General features: G+C 49.4%; 15 protein-coding genes and 1 tRNA gene. 11 read left to right on the top strand and 5 right to left on the bottom strand.

Annotation, left to right across the window (positions count from 1 at the left end; genetic code table 11):
- Window positions 1–5 precede the first annotated feature (5 nt).
- From AAC022_RS05010 to AAC022_RS05035, 6 genes are all read left to right on the top strand, one after another.
- Entirely contained in the window at window positions 6–1,073 is a 1,068-nt protein-coding gene (locus tag AAC022_RS05010) for a WD40 repeat domain-containing protein (RefSeq protein ID WP_339728587.1), read from the top strand.
- 37 nt (window positions 1,074–1,110) lie between these two features.
- The gene (locus AAC022_RS05015) at window positions 1,111–2,094 is read left to right on the top strand and encodes a hypothetical protein (protein ID WP_339728589.1); all 984 of its coding nucleotides are present in this window, start codon (window positions 1,111–1,113) and stop codon (window positions 2,092–2,094) included.
- Window positions 2,095–2,232: 138 nt separating this feature from the next.
- Window positions 2,233–3,048 carry a fatty acid desaturase gene (locus AAC022_RS05020; RefSeq protein WP_339728591.1) on the top strand — a complete coding sequence of 272 codons (816 nt, stop codon included), beginning with the start codon at window positions 2,233–2,235 and terminating at the stop codon, window positions 3,046–3,048.
- 33 nt (window positions 3,049–3,081) lie between these two features.
- Window positions 3,082–3,747 (top strand): MBL fold metallo-hydrolase, encoded by a 666-nt coding sequence (locus tag AAC022_RS05025; protein WP_339728593.1) that lies wholly within the window; start codon window positions 3,082–3,084, stop codon window positions 3,745–3,747.
- Complete coding sequence (locus AAC022_RS05030; protein ID WP_339728595.1) at window positions 3,744–4,118, top strand: hypothetical protein; 375 nt, start codon at window positions 3,744–3,746, stop codon at window positions 4,116–4,118. Before AAC022_RS05025 ends, AAC022_RS05030 begins: the two co-directional genes overlap by 4 nt.
- 65 nt (window positions 4,119–4,183) lie before the next feature.
- A complete protein-coding gene (locus AAC022_RS05035) occupies window positions 4,184–5,239 on the top strand; it encodes a C45 family peptidase (RefSeq protein WP_339728597.1) in 1,056 nt (351 codons plus the stop codon).
- Here AAC022_RS05035 and AAC022_RS05040 read toward each other — a convergent pair.
- The 4 genes from AAC022_RS05040 to AAC022_RS05055 all read right to left on the bottom strand — a co-directional run bounded on the left by AAC022_RS05040 (window position 5,230) and on the right by AAC022_RS05055 (window position 11,603).
- Window positions 5,230–6,444, bottom strand: coding sequence for an aminotransferase class I/II-fold pyridoxal phosphate-dependent enzyme (locus AAC022_RS05040; RefSeq protein ID WP_339728599.1), 1,215 nt, complete (start codon window positions 6,442–6,444; stop codon window positions 5,230–5,232). The two genes, AAC022_RS05035 and AAC022_RS05040, sit on opposite strands and share 10 nt — an antisense overlap.
- Before the next feature lie 57 nt (window positions 6,445–6,501).
- On the bottom strand, window positions 6,502–8,046 hold the full coding sequence (locus AAC022_RS05045) for an FAD-binding oxidoreductase (RefSeq protein WP_339728601.1): 1,545 nt from the start codon (window positions 8,044–8,046) through the stop codon (window positions 6,502–6,504).
- 147 nt (window positions 8,047–8,193) lie between these two features.
- Window positions 8,194–10,926, bottom strand: coding sequence for an ATP-binding protein (locus tag AAC022_RS05050; protein ID WP_339728602.1), 2,733 nt, complete (start codon window positions 10,924–10,926; stop codon window positions 8,194–8,196).
- Complete coding sequence (locus AAC022_RS05055) at window positions 10,911–11,603, bottom strand: hypothetical protein (RefSeq protein WP_339728603.1); 693 nt, start codon at window positions 11,601–11,603, stop codon at window positions 10,911–10,913. The genes AAC022_RS05050 and AAC022_RS05055 overlap by 16 nt, the downstream gene beginning before the upstream one ends.
- A 558-nt stretch (window positions 11,604–12,161) precedes the next feature.
- Here AAC022_RS05055 and AAC022_RS05060 point away from each other — a divergent pair.
- The 3 genes from AAC022_RS05060 to AAC022_RS05070 all read left to right on the top strand — a co-directional run bounded on the left by AAC022_RS05060 (window position 12,162) and on the right by AAC022_RS05070 (window position 15,004).
- The gene (locus tag AAC022_RS05060; RefSeq protein ID WP_339728605.1) at window positions 12,162–12,614 is read left to right on the top strand and encodes a protein kinase; all 453 of its coding nucleotides are present in this window, start codon (window positions 12,162–12,164) and stop codon (window positions 12,612–12,614) included.
- Window positions 12,615–12,648: 34 nt separating this feature from the next.
- Entirely contained in the window at window positions 12,649–13,590 is a 942-nt protein-coding gene (locus tag AAC022_RS05065) for a hypothetical protein (RefSeq protein ID WP_339728607.1), read from the top strand.
- Window positions 13,591–13,999: 409 nt separating this feature from the next.
- Window positions 14,000–15,004, top strand: coding sequence for a tetratricopeptide repeat protein (locus tag AAC022_RS05070; RefSeq protein WP_339728608.1), 1,005 nt, complete (start codon window positions 14,000–14,002; stop codon window positions 15,002–15,004).
- Between the two features lie 229 nt (window positions 15,005–15,233).
- Here the strand turns inward: AAC022_RS05070 and AAC022_RS05075 are convergent.
- Window positions 15,234–15,317, bottom strand: a tRNA-Leu gene (locus tag AAC022_RS05075).
- 298 nt (window positions 15,318–15,615) lie between these two features.
- Here AAC022_RS05075 and AAC022_RS05080 point away from each other — a divergent pair.
- Together AAC022_RS05080 and AAC022_RS05085 are read left to right on the top strand one after the other, a co-directional pair.
- A complete protein-coding gene (locus AAC022_RS05080; protein WP_339728609.1) occupies window positions 15,616–18,813 on the top strand; it encodes a YCF48-related protein in 3,198 nt (1,065 codons plus the stop codon).
- A gap of 139 nt (window positions 18,814–18,952) precedes the next feature.
- Window positions 18,953–19,915, top strand: a complete 963-nt coding sequence (locus AAC022_RS05085; protein ID WP_339728611.1) for a hypothetical protein — start codon at window positions 18,953–18,955, stop codon at window positions 19,913–19,915.
- Window positions 19,916–19,927 lie beyond the last annotated feature (12 nt).

Genomic DNA, 19,927 nt, shown 5'->3' on the forward strand with positions numbered 1-19,927 from the left:
GGCTGATGGAAGAACTGTCAGATATGTCATCTGAAGCAGAAGGTGAGGTTCGAAATAAACCACGCTTGAGCGCAAACATTGTTGGTCAATTTATTCTCGCTTTGTATAAGAAAAGATGGGGGTGGATTGCAACGCCGTTTGGTTTGTTCGTTTTTGGTGCGGCAGTGGTTTTCATGGCAAGTACTGTTGACAGTAAGAATACAATTCGACACCAGGCGGCAGTTAATCTGGTCGCGTTCAGTCCTGATGGTAAGACTTTATTTACTGTTGATCATCGCGAAATAGCTCGATTCTGGAACGTTGCCGATCAATTCCCAAAGGGAGGTCTGTTGAGGCATGATGAGGATGTCTGGGCATTGGCATTCAGCTCTGATTCCAGGACAGCAATCACTGCGGGTGAATATGGTACCCTAAGTTTATGGGATGTATCTACTGGTCGCTTGAAAGCGAAACCGCTCAAGAACCTTGGTCGTCTTGAAGCATTGGCCTTCAGTCCCGACAGCAAAAGATTGATTACAGGGAGCTGGGACAGAACGGTTGTTCTCTGGGATGTAGAAACGGGCTTAAAAGCCCCAGAGCAACTCAAATATCAAGGGCGCGTAAGGTTATTTGTATTCACTCCAGATGGGAAAACAATTTGCATTATTAGTAGTGATAGAATTGAGTTTTGGGATGTGGACAGTGGAGAACTCAAAGGGCAAATTGGGAAGCACAAAGAACTTCAGAGGATCAGTTCGCTGGCAATCAGTCCTGACGCAAGATATCTGATCGTCGGCACAAGGGGAGGTAATGCATACTTATGGGATATATTTAAAGATCAACTCATAGGTCAGCCTCTTGAACATGGAATCGCCCGAACAGTCAATGCTGTTGCTTTTAGCCCTGATGGGAAGACAGTTCTGACCGGTAGTGACGACCACACGGCACGATTCTGGGATGCAGCGACTGGCGCTCCTAAGGGAGAGCCACTTCAACATGAAGATAGCGTGACATCCGTGGCTTTTAACCCCAATGGAAAACAGGCAGTGACTGGAGGCTCGGATTACACAGCGCGTCTTTGGGAAGTACCTTAGTCACACAAAACATTCGCAAAAGCGAAAAAGATTAATCTTGGCTTCACTCCGATTCAAGAAGGATGACCGGTTGCGCACCACGAATATCATTGGCTGGATCGGTGTGGTGCTAGTCACGATTGCCGCTAGTTTCTGGGCGTTCTGGGGGATCATTGAAGCCTTTCACGAAGGCTGGTGGAATCCTCACCTGGGGATGCGGCTGCTGCAGACGGCCGCTTATCTCAGTCCGGCATCCGTCTTCTGTAGTTTTGCTGTGTTAGGAATTCGCTGGCCTCGAGTGGGCGCTGTGCTGTTTATTCTGCTAGGAGCTGTCATCGCAGCTCTGATCATCATTGATCAATCGAATATTTCATTCGAAATTGTAATGTGCTTAACAGTACTGCCAATTCTGTTGGGGCTCATGTTTCTATTTGGGAAACCGGAGCCAAAATTAGCTGCCTACATAGTTGCACTGGGTGCTCCCTTGCTGCTATGTGTTGGGTTTGGAGCAGAGCCTGTTTATCGGGTGAGCACACGCTTCGACGATGGTGATCGGAGCAAACGTCTAATAGAGGGGAATGGTGTTACACTCTTGTGGGCGCCTGCCGGTCCTGGTTGGAGTCGAGATGGACGTGTGAGTTGGAACGACGCAAAGGAGCGCGTTCGCTATTTAACCGAAGACGGTATGTCGCTGGCTCAAGAACCGCAGAATCTCTGGCGGCTTCCGACGCGTGAGGAAGTGGTTTGTTCGTTGACGCGCGGCAATAAAAACGCAGGCGGAACATGGGACTCTGCCCACGAACAGCCTCACTACGAGCGCAAACCCGATAAAGAATCGCCGTTATGGGATCCCTATGCATCACTGATTTACCTTTGGACGGCGGAAGAAGCGGATGCGAAACGCACGTGGATTGTGGTGTATCACGGCGGCGTCTATGCGAAGCCCAAAGCCATCGGGTCTCCCAGCATGGGTTTTCGAGCCGTTCGCGAATTACCATCAGTCAACCATAGGGAAGGGCACGCAGATCGGGACGATCTGTGACCGGCTAGTTATCTGTGGGAAAACAATTCAAAGGAAAGTATATTGCCGGTTTATTTTTCTGCTAACAGATTTATTTTCAAATCACCTGTGTTAACATAACCACTGTGAGCGTTTCATTCTGTCCTATGGGCTTTCGACATGAAAAAGAACATTGCTGCCACAGATCTTCCCCGACTTTCAGACATTGGTACTGATTTGCTTCAGATCACAACGTGTCAGCGGGTTCGGACTCTTTCAATTCCCGTCATTGCCTGTCTCGCGTATTGGCTGTTTGCCTGCTATGGATACTGGGTATTTGCAGTCCTGTCATTGGTTGTGATGAGCTTTGTGACCTATGGGTCTACTTCACACGATCTGGTTCATCACAATCTGGGATTAAAGCGAAGCACCAATGAGTTTTTCTTATTACTGATCGAAGCGATCTCGCTTCGTAGTGGGCATGCCTACCAGGTGGTTCACTTGAACCATCATGCACGATTCCCTCACGAAGATGATATCGAAGCCGATGCGTCCCGCATGTCTTTCCTGCGGGCAATTCTGGAGGGTTTTGTGTTTCAGTTTCGAATTTATATTTGGGCTCTGCGAAATCCTCGAGGTCGATTAAACTGGATTATTGCAGAGGGGGTGATTGTGTTTTCCCTGATCTTGGGAGCTATGATTGCGAGTTTATATACAATCATCCCCATCATCTATGTTGGTCTGATGATAGCCGGGAGCTGGATTATTCCACTGATCACTGCTTATATTCCCCATGTTCCTCAGGAAACAGATACCGCGCATCAGACACGATTATTCCGAGGAATACTATTTCGATTGATTGCCTTTGATCATCTTTACCATCTGGAGCACCATCTCTATCCGAACGTCCCACATCAGAACTGGCATAGACTGGCACAGCGTCTGGACCCCTGGTTTGAGAAAATTGGTCTCCAGTCAATTCGTTTTTGGTTCTGATGCGCAAACATAATTCTTGTCGAGGAGAATACAATGATCGGGAAATGGCTGCGGTTTCTAATTTGGCAGCCCTATGCACTATTCTGCCGGCGCTTTCCCCTATGGCCGTTCCGTGTGACTGTGACGCAACCCGTGGAATATGTCACCTGTATCCAGATTGATAATTTACTAACACGACTCTTAAGCCGGTTTAGCGGGGGATACGATTACGCTGTCTGTTATCTGGTGGATGGATCACTGCTCATTGACACGGGGTTCCCCTGGGCACGTCGCAGTTTGAAACAGGCACTCATCGAACTGGGGGCTGTGGAGACCATCACCACGGTCGTCAACACGCATTATCATGAAGATCATACCGGCAATAATGATCTGCTGGTCGAACTGTGTAAGGCACAGGTGCTGGTTCACCCGGATGCGATTCCGGAAATCCGTTTTCCCGTTGAATTGCGCTGGTATCGTAGTTTTTTGTTTGGCCCCACTCAGATTACAGATGCGAGTCCGATCGGGGCGTCAATCAAGACAGAGCATGCACATTTTGATGTGATCGAAACGCCCGGTCACTGTCCGGGGCACATCTGTCTGTTCGAGCCGGACAAAAAATATTATTCAGCGGAGATCTCTACATCGCCGCCGACCTGGACAGTCAACTGGGTGATGCGGACGGCCCTCAATGGATTGCCAGCCTGGAAAAGGTCATGAAGTTAAGGCCCGAATGGGTGTTTGATGCCCATGGCACTGTTTTTGAAGGCGCTGAGGCGGTAGAGCAACAACTGCAGCGAAAACTCGACTTTTTGATGACGATTCGTAGTCGCGTGCATCAGTTTGCGATACACGAACAGACAATTGAAGAGTTGACTCGAAAAGTGTTCGATCGTCGTAGTCTGGTCCATTTTCTTTCCTTTGGCGAAGGCTGGCTCTCCCTGATTACTGGTTCCGATTTTTCGAGGAGTAACATTGTGAAGTCCTTTCTCCGTGAAAAATTTCGTACTACTGCTTCCGCTGAGAAGGCATTCATAAAAAAAGAAATTCAGGACACATTCATTTCTTCGACGGACGCTCAACAACTCTGAGAGGAATCACTATGATGCCGGTGAGAATGATAACCGATTTCCTCAGTCAGCAGTGAGAAGCTTTCATGCCTGAAACCACCCGTTACCGTGAAATTGAAGTAGTTGGTACGCCTCGTGTAATGGGCCATCAGCTGGGCGAGGCGGCCTGCGAAGACGTACAGGCGTTTTGTGAAGTGGCGCTCGAGCGACTGCAGCAAACGATGCAGGTCAATAGCGATCAGGCGAAATCGCTGGCGGAACAGTGTCTGCCTTTTGCGAAAGAATATAGCCTGGATTCAGTCGAGGAATTGCAGGGCGTCGCTGAAGCCGCGAACTTGCCGTTCTGGAAAATTATGCTGCTGCAGATTCGTAACCAGTTCACCGCTGCCCCCGATTCCGGCTGCACCTCAATCAGTCTGCCGGCGACATCACAACGCTCCGCGATCGTGGCACAGAACTGGGACAATGACCCGGATTTGGATCCTTTCACTTTTATACTGACACGCCGCCCGGTTGGAAAACCGGCATTGATAACGCTGACTCAGGCAGGATTGATCTCCTATATCGGCTTTAACGAAGCGGGAATCGGGGCCTGTCTGAATTCGCTGCCAGCGCCGAGTCGCTCTCTGGGAGTGCCTCACTATTTCACGCTCCGTGAACTGTATGAAACGACCAACCTTGATGCCGCCGTCCATGCGATCCGGCGGGCACAGCGTGCGATTCCAGCGAATATCATGCTGACTACTCCCGAGGGGCCCGCCGATCTCGAAGTCACGATCGATGATGTGCAGGTTCTACGACCGGAAGAAACAAGTTGGATTACGCATACGAATCACTGTCAGCATCCGGATCTCTGTGGCTATAACGAGCAGTTCCCGGAGTTGATTGGCTCCCATCCCCGCAAGGCCCGCATCGACGAACTGCTGAACGCGAACGCCGCTGAGATCGGACTTGAAGAAATCAAGGCGGCGCTCAGTGATCACCAGGGGCACCCCCGGTCAATCTGTCGGCATGCCAACGATGATCCAGATCACGGTTTCTGGCAGACTGTCTTTTCTGTGATCATCGAGCCAGGAGAGCAGCGAATGCACGTCTCTCGGGGAACTCCTTGCGATTCACCCTATGAAATCTATCAGTTATAGACAGATTCTTCGTGTTCCAGACTGAGGATCAAGTCACACATCTCATCAATGGCTGCCTCTGATAGTTCCGGGTAGCAGGGTAGAAATACCGTCCGGTTTAACAGATGCGTTGCATTGGGACAGTTGAGTTCAGGTCGATTAGTGGGTGGATGAACAACCATCAGGCGTCCCCGTTGAGTGCTGTCGAAGCCCTGTTGTTGTAAGTACTCGATCAGTGTTTCAGGTTGATCGGACAATAATGGGAACAGCCAAAAGGAGTGCCGGGAATCGAGTAGTTCCGGCTGTGATTGTGCCAGACCTAGCCGGGCGATAATACGTTGTGCGTGTTTGATACGTCGATGGATTCGGCGTGTATCGAAGGTTTGCAGACGATGTTTCAGTAGCCGTAATGTGCCTGTATTTGGCTGTTGGCGTAACTGGGCAAGGAAATTGTTAACAGAGAAGCCACGTGTCAAACCGCCGAGGACTTCGTTTACGCTTTTCCCCCGTTGTCTGGCGATCGCGATAATGATTCCGAAGAGGGGCTTTGTCGAGATCGCTTTGAGGCAAGAGAATTTGCAGATATTGAAAGTGAGTTTTCTGCTGACTTGAACGGTTTCCTGCATCTGAATGTTTCGCATACCGGTAAGAATGTCAGGATTTCTTAAGCGGCAGAGTGCCCCCCCCAGCGCTGTTGCCGTTTTAATGGGACCAAAACTGAACAGGCTGGCGTCTGCTTGTTCGCTTCCGCGCCAGTTAAATTCACACCATGCCTGAGCGCAGTCTTCTATTACGTACAGACTGTGTTCGTGGGCCAGTTCGAGTATTTCTTGCATTTCAGGTCGGGCGCCGAAGAGGTGTGATACGACAAGCACTTTCGATTTTGGTGTCACTGCTGTTCGTAAGGCAGTCAGATCAAGCTGAAAATCGCTGCTATTCAGATCAACGGGTACTGGAATGAGATGATGAGCTTCGGCAATCAGAGGCATGTCTTGAATCGTGACAGCAGAGAACAGGATTTCTGATCCTGGCGGCAGGTTAAGGGCCTGCAGCAGCAGATCGAATCCACTGCGGACGGAGAGACACACCAGCGCATCATTGTCCCCTCCCGACCAGAAGTCTTCCAGCTTTGCCTGTGCGACTCGCTTATTTCCCGGCAGTAGTGCACTGCAGAAACCAAAACATAAGTCGCGCCAGCCGATATCCAGACTTAAGCGGATCCACATCGATTTGCTCTCATTATCGTGACCTCGAAAACCAGGTTTCTAATCACATTTTTCATTCTACTCTACATCTTCTGCAGAGTAAGCATATTTTTGATAGAATTGATTCTGGAACAATTCCTGAGGGTCATAGCCCTTCTTTAATCTAAAAAACTGTTTTGCCTGCGGGTAGGCTCTATGAAACTGTTGTGGTGTCGCGTGCAGCCGATAGGGCAGGTAGTACCGGCCGCCTGCTTGCAGTGCTGCTTCAATCAGTTCGACAGACATCGCCTCCATTTGTCTGTCCCCCTCCTCCGTTCGCGGTTGATTAAACAACATGACAAACGCAAACAGTGACTGATTTGCATAGCGGAGAAAGGTATCGTCATCCACATTGACTTGACGCACAGTCACATTCAACAGGTCCTGATTGTGACGCGGGATGATTTCGCGCAGGGCTTCTGTGAATTCCAGGAGACCTACTCTCGGTATAAAATATTCATGAAGAATGTCGGTATAGGCTGCGGAGCGGTTCTCGAAAACTTCCACGCCTTCATTTAGTAATTGATTTCGAGAATAGTAACTCTGTTGCAAGTGTGGATGCAGTTTTGTCTCTGCATTCCAGCGCAGCTTTTTTCCGTAATCGTTGTTGCTGGACCCTCGGAATATATGACGTCGTATCGCCGCCATCCCCGGTTCTGCCAGATCAGGTAAGGATCCGGAGGGCGTCGGATCTCGGAAAAATACATTGATGATGACGTCCTGCAGAAAATGATCAGGGGTGATATTCATCCGTGCGAATGTCATCGCGACGTTGGGATCATCAATCATTGTGTCGAATGTACTGAGTGCCTGTGTGACAGGGACGATTGACTGCTCTAACCGATATCTCTCATTCGGCACCACTCGCAAATCAACGTCCAGGATTACTCCAAACAAACCGTAGCCACCGAGCGCCAGTGAGAACAGTTCTTTGTTCCTGGTTCGGCTGCAATTGACAATATGACCGTCGGCCAGCATCAGTCGAAATGATTCCACTGACGAGGCGATCGGAGGGTGCCCATACTGCCAGCCATGACAGTTCACGCTGACGGACCCGCCAACGGTGAAGGAATTGTTCGACTGCATAATCGCGACAGACTTTCCCCGCTGGTCAAGCCAGGGAATGATCTCACTCCATTTTGCCCCCGCCTGAACGTGCAATAAATTCTGTGCTGCATCCAGTTCCATTTTTTTGAAAGGCGTCATATCAATTATGATCCCGCCGGGAGTCAGGGTATGGCCGCCCATGCTGTGGCGCGAACCGGCTATCGAGATGCGTAATCGGTGATGATGCGCGTGTGAAAACAGTTGTGCGAGTTGCGTTTCAGCCTCTTGAGTATCAAGGGGAACCGTCCAGATCTTGTGAATTTCGGTTAAATTCATCCGGCTGGCATCGTCCACAAAACCTTCCGGCGGTGGTTCGCGCGCTTCGGAATCCAGCCAGGCCGTTTGAGCTAAGTGTAGTAATGGTCGCCCGGTAAACGCTGCCGTTAGTAAGAAAATGACCATACTTACGATGGCACAACGGCGTCCTTTTTTGCTCAGTTTGCAGAGTCGTAATGGAAAGAATGATCGTCGCATCATGAAATCCCCCTAAAAAAGATCCAACAATCATCAAGGCGGGATCTGCGGGAAATGATCACGGCAAATTTCTATTTATTTTTAAAAATAGAATAGTCAAATGGTGATATATGAGTGATAGCGCTATTTCGACTTTGGAGAGAGCATCTTTTATGACTGCTTTGAATCGTCCTTGACCTGCTTTGAGATTTTCGGCGGCTTCACGCGGTTTGAAACTTTCAAATAACTGGCCACAACTTCGACCAGTTTTCTGCGATCAACCGGTTTGGTCAGGTAGTCATCACAGCCAGCATCGAGACACTTTTGACGATCGCCACTCATGGCGTGTGCCGTCAATGCAATGATTGGTCCCTGATAATCGGCGTCTCTCAATAATTGTGTGGCACCATAACCGTCCAAAACGGGCATTTGCATATCCATCAAAATCGCGTCGAAGGGACTGCCCTCTTTCATGGCGGCGGTTGCGGTCTCAAATGAAATCTGTCCATTGTCCGCAACAGTGACTATGGCTCCTGCCTTCTTTAGCAGGAAACTGATCAACCGTTGGTTGTCAGGGCCATCTTCTGTTAACAATATGTGTTGATTCTGGAGTGGAAACTCTGCTTGGTTATTTTCCATCACTTCGGACACCGTTTCGAGTTCGTGTGTCGTATTTTTTTCCAGGAGTCGAATGTTGTGTATTGGGCCTGTACCGATCGTGATAGAGAATGTACTTCCTTTTCCAACCGTGCTCTTAACCGAAATTTCACCGCCAAGGAGTTCAGCCAAACGTTTGGAGATCGTCAGACCCAGACCGGTTCCACCAAACTTTCGTGTCACAGAATTATCGTCTTGCATAAAGGGCAAGAAGAGGCTTTCGATTTTGTCCTCCGAAATCCCCATAGCGGTGTCGATCACGTCCAACTGCAGTTTGGGATGTTGATCCTCGGCGTTTAGCAGACGGGTGACAATCTGGACCGAACCGGTTTCCGTAAATTTGATGGCATTCCCGACGACATTGATCAAGATTTGACGCAGTCGAGTCGGGTCAGAGCAAATCGTCTCAGGGATCGGACCATCAAAGTGCACTTCAAATGGTAAGCCTTTCGCGGCAGCCCGTACCTTCATTAATGAATAGACATTGTCAATCAGTGCGTGAGGCGAACAATTCACCTGTTCCACAACGAGTTTCTCTGCCTCGATTTTGGACAAGTCCAGAATGTTGTTGATGAGCTTGATCAGATATTCGCCATTCTCTTTGATCGTGAGTGCCGCATCCACGTCTCCTGGATGGGTGGCATTATCCAGAATGATATCATTGAAGCCGAGGATTGCGGTCATCGGAGTTCGAATTTCATGGCTCATGTTGGCGAGGAATTCACTTTTCGCCCGGTTTGCCCCTTCTGCTGCTTCTTTCGCTTGCAGCAAATCGCGTTCTGCCTGCTTCCGCGATGTGATATCCGTACCATAGAGGTTGACGTAGTTTTCTTTGACGATGGGCGTCGTGATCAATGAGTAACATTGTTCCTCAGTATCCAGTTCGATTGCAACAGACTCTTCAGAATTAAGTGCTTCCTGACAGGTAGCGTAAATTTCCTCGGGTAACGCTTTGCCAACTTGAATTCCCCAGTAGCTGAGTAAACGGTTGCTTGAAGAATTGGCATACAGCAGCGTTCCTTCTGCCGAGGCACGCATCACGGGGTTATTGTCCTCATCGGGGAAACGCGATAACCGCTCGATTTCCTTAGAGGAACGCTGTTGTTCTGTGATATCAAGTATGATGGCGACGAACACAGGTTTGTCGCCTAACACAGATGTTTCAAGATGGACTTGCACAGGATAGTCTGTACCATCTTTTCGGCGATGGACTGTTTTAAACTCGAGACTTTCATGGGTTTTCTCGAGCAGTGGTGCAATCAATTCCTCAAAGGATTTTTGTGTTTGGCCGGGTTTGATATCGACCGGTGTTAGCTCCTGCAATTCTTCCATGCTGTAGCCAATATTGGAGCGGGCGCCTCGATTGGCATGCACGAACTTAAGAGTCTCAAGGTCAAAAATATAGATTTCGTTATGAGACCGGTCTAGGATTTTACCGAATGCACTTAATTGTTCGGCTTTGTGATTCATCTCGGCAAATTCGTTGGCCTGCTTTTTCAATACTTCAGCCTGCTTTTGCAACAAACGATTTTTTTCAGCAATCATCTCGTTAGCGAGTTGCAAATCACGAGTGCGGCTTTTGACTTGCGATTCTACCGTTTCGTTCGTTGCTTCAAGCGCGGCCTGTTGTTGTGCCACCGCTTTCATTTCTCGTAAACTCTGATGAATGGCAATGATCAAAAAGAGATCTTCGAATACAACCCAGGCGCTATGCTCAAGCACACGCCAGGGACTTGCTGTGAGAGTTCCAAAGATCGCTTGTGGGTCAGTGAGTCCAAATACGACGTGATCCATTACCACGACACTCGTGGCAGAAGCAAGTACGCGCCAATCCCGATAAAAGGCAAGAAATGCCAGGGAGCCGAAGATATGAAAGTGAGTTTCAATCCGGCCACCACTCAGATGAATCAATAACGAAGACATCAACATTTGACTGACAGCGATCACCTGTCGAGTTAAAACCGATCCGGGACGAAGCCAGGCCAGGCAAACTGGAAATAAAGTGATCAGGCCACCCAGCAGAACAGCCGCCCAGATATGCAGGTGTGTCTCACTGTATGTTCCGATCCAGGTGCGCGGAGAGAACCAGATGGCTGTGAAGATACAGGCCAGCCATTGAATGACCATTAAGCAGGCAAACAGCCGGTCGGTTCTCTTAAAGAGGTCCGTACGATTCTCGTGGAACAGTTCTTTTGCTCTTTGGGAAACAACTTGATTTTTTGACGCTGATTCTATTGTTGACGACATTCTTGATTCTCCTTACTGCAAGCGTCGTTTTGTCCCAGTAATGGGCAGCCGAAGACAAAAGTCTGTTTTGTTTCTGCTTTACCACTTATCAGGATTGATTCAATGGCAGATCTCCCAGCATTCTCTCCTGTATGACCTCGCGATCCTGTGATACCACCATGAAACAGCAATTGGCCGTTTGAATCGAACAGCAATACATCACCCGAAGTGGTCGCCCGAAATCGGACTGCTTCAGAACCATCCTGATCACCGATGACCGTAACACCAGGAATCGCTGTGGCGGAAGACCAGAGATCAGTTCTCTCCCATTCCGTTGAGAACTTGGATGATTTCAAGAACAGGACTCGCGCGTCCACTTGACCAGAGCAATGTTCCATTAATAAAGCCAGTTCACTGATGCTTGCCTGAGTACAGGGGCAATGAGGGTGAGCAAACATCATGAGGGTGGGGCGGTTTGGATTCTGTTGTACCATGCTGTCAGCTGGCCAGGTTTTCGGAGTCTCCGTCGTCTCTCCGGGAGTCGTCTGATATTTCCAGAGGGATGACATGCCGATTCCCACTAAGCAAATCCAGATCACAGTTAGAATTGTTAATCCGAGCCATCGTTTTGTGTGTTTATGCTGTTGCAGCGGGACTTGAAGTGCTTCGTCCGATCCTGCTATCTGTTGTGAGTTCATAGTATTTACCGTAAACAGTCTGTGTGTAATCCAGACTGCCTGTTTCGTCATCCAAGTCTGACGAGGGACACCTGAGGGGGAGACAAAGGTGTCATATCTCTTGAAAATGTGAGGGTAACAATCACCTATGTTAATCGATTTCCAAATTTGTGATTCATGAAAGCATAAATTGTGTTTTTACATCGCGGTGGGAAATTGATTTTAAAATGAACCGGATTTGGGGGGAATCGGGAGAAAGCACGAAGAGGCTTTACAATCGACAAAGGTGAACGAATAATTGGAGGTCTTCCCATGAACACTTGGGTCGCATTTTCAGTCTGTGTAAAGACGCACATCGCTTTAATAGCAGTGAATTACCTCCCACAAAGGCAAGTGTGAAGTAGGAGCGAATGTTTATGGAAATCGGGGTACCGTCGAATCAGATCTCAGTAAACCGGCATTGTAACTCAAGATGATCTCACGCTATCTCAAGAGACACAGACTTCAGCTACTGAAACGGCGGAAGAATACGCCAAACGCCTTATTCAAAACAAAAAGATCACTGAATTTCAATCGCAGATGATTTTTCAGGGGCGTGGAGAACGACTGCTGCTGGGCGAATATCGCATTCTGGACAAGATCGGGGCTGGCGGAATGGGGCAGGTCTATCTGGCTGAACACCGCCGCATGGAAAGGCAGGTTGCCCTCAAAACGCTGCCCGATCAGATGACCAAATACGCACAGGCGATTCAACGGTTTCATCGTGAAGTTCAAGCGGCTGCGAAGCTATCTCACCCCAATATTGTGACGGCGCATGATGCCGGGGAATCCAAAGGCATTCATTACTTTGTGATGGAGCATATTCAAGGTATTGATCTTTCATCGCTTGTGAAAGAGCGCGGTGAACCCAGCCAATGCGGCCGGCTTAAAACAGCTATCACAGTTGCCGTATTTGCGCACGCTTTGGCTCGGTTTTTCCACGGGATTACAGGGATCGGAACTCTCCAGTCTTCGGTCACTTCAGGCGCTTGATCTTCGGAAAACGGATGTTGATGACACCACTGTTTTGCAACTTGCCAAACTATCGTCATTAAACATGTTGGATCTTTCAGGAACTAAGGTGAGCAATGAGGCTGCGATTCGTTTGCAGAACTTGCTTCCGAATTGCGCGGTCATTCATCCAGCCATTCACACCAGTGAAGCAGATCGCCGTGTAGCCCAATGGGTCATTGATCACGGCGGAGCAGTTCGCATTAGAAGAGCGAATGGAACAGAGTTGGAAAGACTAACCGATAAGGTAGTCCCTGACGCGCCGTTTATGGTCCAGTCAGTTGATTTGAACATGGATCCCAGTCTGACAACAGGGCTGGAAAATCTGGCAGGACTTCGTGGTCTTAAATATCTTAACTGGCCTGAAATCAGCAACGCTGATTCACAGTTTTCTTTCCTTGGAAAGTTCAGGTCATTGCGGACAATCAATATTGGTCACTCAGATGCGTCTGCATCAGGAGTCAAAAATCTGATAAACCTGGAACTGGCAGAAGAGCTTTATCTGAATGATGGCAAGAATCTGTCCGATGAGGCCATCCTGCACCTTGCCTCGCTCAAGCATCTCTTGTTTCTCAAATTATCTGGAACGTCTATCACGGACGAGGCGTTGCTACATCTTGGCGTGCTTCAGGGTTTACGGGACTTATATCTCGATTCTTGTCCGAACCTCACAGGCGGCGGACTTGCGCATCTCAAAGCACTTCCGAATCTTCATATATTATCTCTCGTCGAGACACCTCTCACTAATGACGCGATTCCTCATTTACAGAAAATGAAGAATCTGCGCATCCTCAATCTCACCAGGACAAAGCTGACAGCTGATGCCATCAGCAGACTTCAAGCCGCATTGCCCGATTGTGTGATCTTCCACGAGTCACTGGAAAATGAGCCGTGGCAAGGTTCGCCTCAACAATCGTTGGCAGTAAGCAAGGGTGCATATCAGCGGTCCGCTCCTTAGGATCTTGCTGGAGAAACATGCGATGCAGGATTGTTGGCAACTCACTGGAAACAATCTTCCGGTTACCACCGTATCATTTTCATGGTTCGTTAATTCCCTCAACGAAAAAGGACTCACGATGAATAGTCGTAAGTTGGATGATGATAAAGGGATCTGTGGGAAGTATGTTGTAAGGGCGTTGTGGTCAAGTTGCTCTTTTGTTGCCAATACTGTCCCATTTGAGGTGAGCGTAGCGCTTTAGAAAAACTTTTGAGGATTATTTCGATTCCAGCTAATGTGCCGAATTCTAATAGACATTTCAGGACATTTCTGTCCTCTTTTTTTAATCTGATTGACAGCTGTTTTATGGGGCTGGAGGATGAAATCTATTGTTTTGTCTTCGAATCTTTTTGGCTGGGAGAAATAAGTTATGGCACGAGAGCAATACTTCAAGGATCTACAAAAGAAATATGGTCCTTGTGCTCTGTCAATTAACATGACTCAAGTTAAGCAGCAAGAAATGATTGGCACCGCTGTCGGGGTACTCTCGCTTGTCGTTTTTTGTTTGATTTTGCTTAGCGGATGTCAGGATGCTCAAAGAGCCGATCCACGCAAAGCTGCTGAACAGGGGGATGCCCAAGCACAAAACAATTTAGGAATCATGTATACAGCGGGAGACGGCGTCAAACAAGACCTTGCTCGGGCGGTGCAAATGTTTCGCAAAGCCGCTGAACAGGGATTTGCCGAAGCACAAAACAATTTAGGAATCAGCTACCGTGACGGAAAGGGTATTCAGAAAGATCATGCTCAGGCGGTGGAGTGGCTTCGCAAAGCTGCAAGTCAGAACCTAGCCATTGCACAATACAATTTAGGACTCATGTATGCTAAAGGCAACGGTGTCGGGCAGGATTATACTGAGGCGGTGCAGTGGTATCGCAAAGCCGCTAAACAGGGATGTGCCGAAGCAGAAACCAGTTTAGGAATCAGCTACCGTGACGGAAAGGGTATTCAGAAAGACCATGCTCAGGCGTCGGTGTGGCTTCGCAAAGCCGCAAGGCAGAACCTGGCCATTGCACAACACAATTTAGGATTCATGTACGCTACCGGAAACGGTGTCAAGCAAGACGAGACTGAGGCGGTGCAGTGGTATCGCAAAGCAGCCGAACAGGGATTTGCCGAAGCACAAAACAATTTGGGAATCAGCTATCGTGACGGAAAGGGTGTTCAGAAAGATCATGCTCAGGCGGCAAAGTGGCTTCGCAAAGCTGCAAAGCAGAACCTGGCCATTGCACAATACAATATAGGATTCATGTATGCAGAGGGAGAGGGCGTCAAACAAGATTATACTGAAGCAGTGGAGTGGTATCGCAAAGCCGCTGAACAGGGACATAATGCTTCAAAGCAAGCTTTGAAGAAATTAGAAAAACTTCTATAGGCAGTCTGTAACTACATCGAACTGTTTTATCATCGTAAGCGAAAATATTCGGCCCTGGGCTATAAAAGCCCCAAGCAGTATGAGCAGGCCACCTAACTTTTACCCCGCGCCCACTATTCTGAGGGAAGTCCACAACATAGTGCCAACACTGTCCCGTTTTTGTGATTCGTCAAGAGGGGAACGAAAAAAGGACTCACGACGAATAGTCGTAAGTCCTTTGATTTCAAAGTGCCCAAGAGAGGACTCGAACCTCCACGGGGTTGCCCCCACTAGCCCCTCAAGCTAGCGCGTCTGCCAATTCCGCCACTTGGGCTTGTCTTTGAGTCAGCTCAGCCAACCTGTACGGATGACGGAAGACCAGCTCAAGCACGAGGATTTCCCAGTATAACAATCCGGGGAGGGCCTTCAAGGGATGTTACCTGCAATCCAGGTGGGAAAATACCGGGATTTTGTGAAATTGGACCTGCAATGAGTTTAAACTTCCCCTCCCGTAAAATCTGCATTTTTGTAAACTACGCTCCGCTATTGACAGGAAGTCAGGACCAATCTGAGAAGAAGCCGGTTCGTTGATGGTCTGTTTCGCATGGAATCTGTTCGAACAAGGATGTCCGATGCTGTTTTTTAACCGAGAGAACCACAAAATTCAGATGCCGTCTGCGCTGTTCGGATGTGTGTTTGTTCTCAACCTGCTTGCTGTTTCTCACTCTCTCTTTGCTGACACGCGATCTGTGTCTTCAGGTTCGCCTCTGCTGGATGATGCCAATCTACACGCCGTGCAGTTTCTGGGAGCGAAAACCGGTTGGGCAGTTGGTGACCGGGGCGTGATTCGGAAAACCGAAGATGGCGGACAGACGTGGCGGTTCATTTCCAGCCCGGTGCAGTGCCCCTTGCGGCATATCTGTTTTCTGACGGATCAAATTGGTTGGATCGCCGGCGGTGGCACAACTGCGTACGGACATATGAATCAGGGGGTCTTACTCTTCACAAAGGATGGAGGAAAGAGCTGGGAAGAACGGATTCAAAAACGTTTGCCTCGATTGCACTATGTCCGTTTTTTCGGAATGAATGAAGGCGTGGTCGTCGGTGATGCTTCGGTACAGCACTCTACCGGCGTTTTTAAAACCATCGATGGTGGCAAGACATGGCAGGACGTGACCGGCTATGAATCCACGGGCTACCGTTCAGCCGCATTTTTTGATGCGGATACAGGAGTGGTCGCGGGATCTCAAGGCCGGATGACACTGGTAGGCGGCGGTGCGGTATTGCCCCCACGGTTTCCGCCTCAGGGATTAAGAGGAATTCAGGATGTCAAATTACCGATGACGTCTACCGGCTGGATGGTCGGTGATGGGGCATTACTGCGTAAAACCGTCAATAAGGGCATTGTCTGGGAGATGCCCGAGACGGCGTTACCGGATCCGCTCAAAGATTTTTCAGATTTTCGGGCCGTCGAAGTCCGCGGTGACTTGGTCTGGGTTGCCGGCGATCCGGGTTCGGTGATCTGGCATTCAACAGACCGGGGAAAAACATGGCGTCAGCAATGGACGAATCAGAGTGCACCGCTGGCAGCGATTCATTTTGTGGATGATCAGACTGGTTGTGCTGTCGGAGCATTGGGGACGATTTTGTCTACTATGGATGGGGGACGCACCTGGCGATCAAATCATGAGGCTCCCCGGCGTGTGGCTTTGATGTGTGTGCACGCCCGGCCCTCGCAAATTTCTTTTGATATGCTGAGCAAATATGCGGGCGATCAGGGTTATCGTAGTCTGGTGGCGTTACCCATTCGCCGCGATCTCGGGCCGGACAGCCAGCCACAACAGGATCTGGATTTGCGATTGAATGAATCGGTGATCAGCGTCGGCGGTTCGATGGGGCAACAGGATTGGCGGTTTCCGGTTCAGATTCCGGGACTCGAACAGAATGCAGATCGTCTCATTGAAGAGTGGAATCGACATACGGAAGGTCGGCTGGCGTCGGTTACATTGAGTCGGTTCGTTGCGCAGCTGCGCACGTGGCGGCCTGAGGTGTTAATTATCGATCAGCCGCAAGGCAAAGACGCTGCTTCGACACTGGTAAAAGACGCCATGTTGCAGGCGGTGCGTTATGCCGCTGATTCGACGCGATATATAGAACATCGCGAACAGGCTGGTCTGACGCCGTGGAAGGTCAAGAAAGTTTACCTGCGATTGCCGCCCGGCAGTTCCGGACAGGTTTCTGTAGAAGCCGATGAGTATCTTGCACGGCTCGGCACGACAGCAGCCACAGTTGCTTCCACGGGAAAACAGATTCTCGGTAAAACAATGGCCTCTGATGCAGATCGCAGTGTCTATCGTCTGATCGACGTCAATCAAACCAACGCAGGAGACAAGAGTCCCGTCATTTCCGGGGGGACGCTGTTTGCGGGAATTGGACTGGCTCCCGGTTCTGCTGCCCGTCGCGAATTGCATGAGATCAATGATGTCGATGCAGAACGCAATCGAAAACTGGCGGAACGTCAACGGAATCTGAAAGCAATGGCTGCTAAGCTGATTCATGACCCGTTGTTTTCCGCACAGCTTATGTCCCACCTGAAAACGATTACGCAAGGGCTTTCGCGTCGGCAGGCGGCTTTGCAGCTGGAGCAGCTGGCAGAGCAGTACCTTGCGAATCAGGATTTAGAGAAAGCGGAAGCCACGTATCAGGAACTGGTGGAACAGTTTCCCCAGGAGCCGGAAGCAGTGCGGGGCATGTTGTGGCTGTTTCAGCTCTGGTCCAGTGAAGAAATCGCCTGGCAACGCAATCGAGAGAATCCTGTGAAACGCTCGCGGTCAACCAATTCTGATCCTCAGGCTGCGAACCGGGTGCAAAATGCGTTTCAGTTTTCAGAGAAACTTCCTTCCCCTTTACTCAGTACCGTGAGGCAGGTGGGGCAACTCAATACAGGGGCTCCTGAGAACTGGCGCACACAGACTGCTGAGAATTGGAAAAAACAGGCACTGGCGGCTGTGGAATGGTTCCAAAAATATGCGCCCGCTTTTTATGAGACACCAGAAGTTCAGATTCCTCTGGCGTCCCTGTATCGTTTGATTGGATCGCACGGTAAGGCCGATGATATTTTTCATAACTTTCATAAGCCTGGGGCCAATGAATCGTGGAAAAACATCGCCAAAGCTGAGAACTGGTTATTGCATCCGGCCAGTACGCCGCCACGTCCCGTATATCTTTGTCGCTTTACCAAAACACGTCCTGTTCTCGATGGACTGTTATCCGATGAATGTTGGCAGGAAGCAGATGAATTGCAGCTTTCGGAAAAACCAGTCTCCGCTCTGAAAAACCAGAGCGAAGCAGGGCGTGACAATCTGAGTCGGCCTTTTGTGTTGTTGTCGTACGATAAAGAATACCTGTATGTCGCTGCCAGTATTCCGGTCAATGCGAGTTTGAATTACCCGGCAGCCCCTGATACGGGCCGCGATTATGACGCTGATCTGAAATTGCAGGATCGTCTTTCGTTCGCGTTTGACATCGACCGTGATTACACAACGTATTATCAGATGGAAGTGGATCATCGAGGCTGGACCAGTGATCGTTGCTGGATTGATCAGAGCTGGAACCCGCGCTGGTATGTTGCCCGTGAAAAGGACAAACAGTACTGGAGAAGCGAAATTGCGATTCCTCTGAAAGAACTGGCGCCTGCAACACAACTGAAACGCAGTACATGGGGCTTCTCAGTGGTACGGATTTTACCGGCTGTTGGTTTGCAGGGATGGAATCATCCACTGACAACAGAGCCGCGCCCGGATACGTTTGGTCTGATGCGCTTTGAATGAGCGTTTGTCTGTCGGAATCCAACGCCTTTCTCTGTTTCGCAATCGACAATCATTCCGCTCACTGTTCGATTCTCTTATTATGTCTGCGTAGTATCAGCATTGTCTCATTGACATCTCTTGAAAATCACGTGGGCAGGTTATGGGTTATTTGATCGGCATGGATGAGGCGGGCTATGGCCCTAATCTGGGGCCACTGGTGATTACGGCGAGTTTGTGGAAGGTGCCGGGAGATCCGCGCGAGTTTGATTTCTGGCAAGCACTCGACTCCGTCGTTTCTCAAAAGAAGCCTGGTAAAAAATCAGGTTTGTTACACGTCGCCGACTCGAAACAGGTACATTCATCCTCAGCCGGGCTGGCGCCGCTGGAGCGATCGACGTTACCGTTTCTGCAAATATTCAATGGGGCAAAGGGACTGGCTTCGTTAGAGACTCTCTGGCGATTACTCGTTGCTTCCCCTGAGCGTCTCGAAGAAATTCAGCAGCAGCCGTGGAATGGAAATTGTGAGTTCACGATTCCTACAACGGTTGCAGCCGAGTCGGTAGACCAGTCGCAACAGAATCTACAAGGGGCTCTGGATACTGCGGGAATTCAGTTACAGGCATTTTGCTCTGAAATTGTGCTGCCCGCACGCTTCAATCGCCTGTGTCGGGAATATGGCAGTAAAGGAGTGATGTTGACGCGACTGTGCATGCATTTACTGACACGTGTCTGGGACCGTGAATCGACAGAGCCCACACTCATCATTGGTGACAAACATGGCGGTCGGAACCGCTACGATGGATTTCTGGATGAAGTTCTCGATGGCGAGATGATATTTCGAGTAGAAGAATCAACGGCGAAGAGTGTCTATAAAGTGGGAAATACAGAAATTCGTTTTCAGACAAAAGCTGAAGCCCATTTCCCAGTGGCTGTTTCTTCGATGGTTTGCAAGTATACGCGCGAAGTGATGATGGAACGGTTCAATCAATATTGGTCAGAGCATGTTCCGGATTTAAAGCCGACCAAGGGGTATCCGGTCGATGCTCGCCGCTTTAAAAGTGACATCGCTGCGGCACAAGAACAATTGGAAATTTCCGATCAAATTCTCTGGCGCGGACGCTAACGGCGCGAGCGG

The organism is uncultured Gimesia sp. (assembly GCF_963976445.1).
In the GTDB taxonomy this organism is placed as follows: domain Bacteria; phylum Planctomycetota; class Planctomycetia; order Planctomycetales; family Planctomycetaceae; genus Gimesia.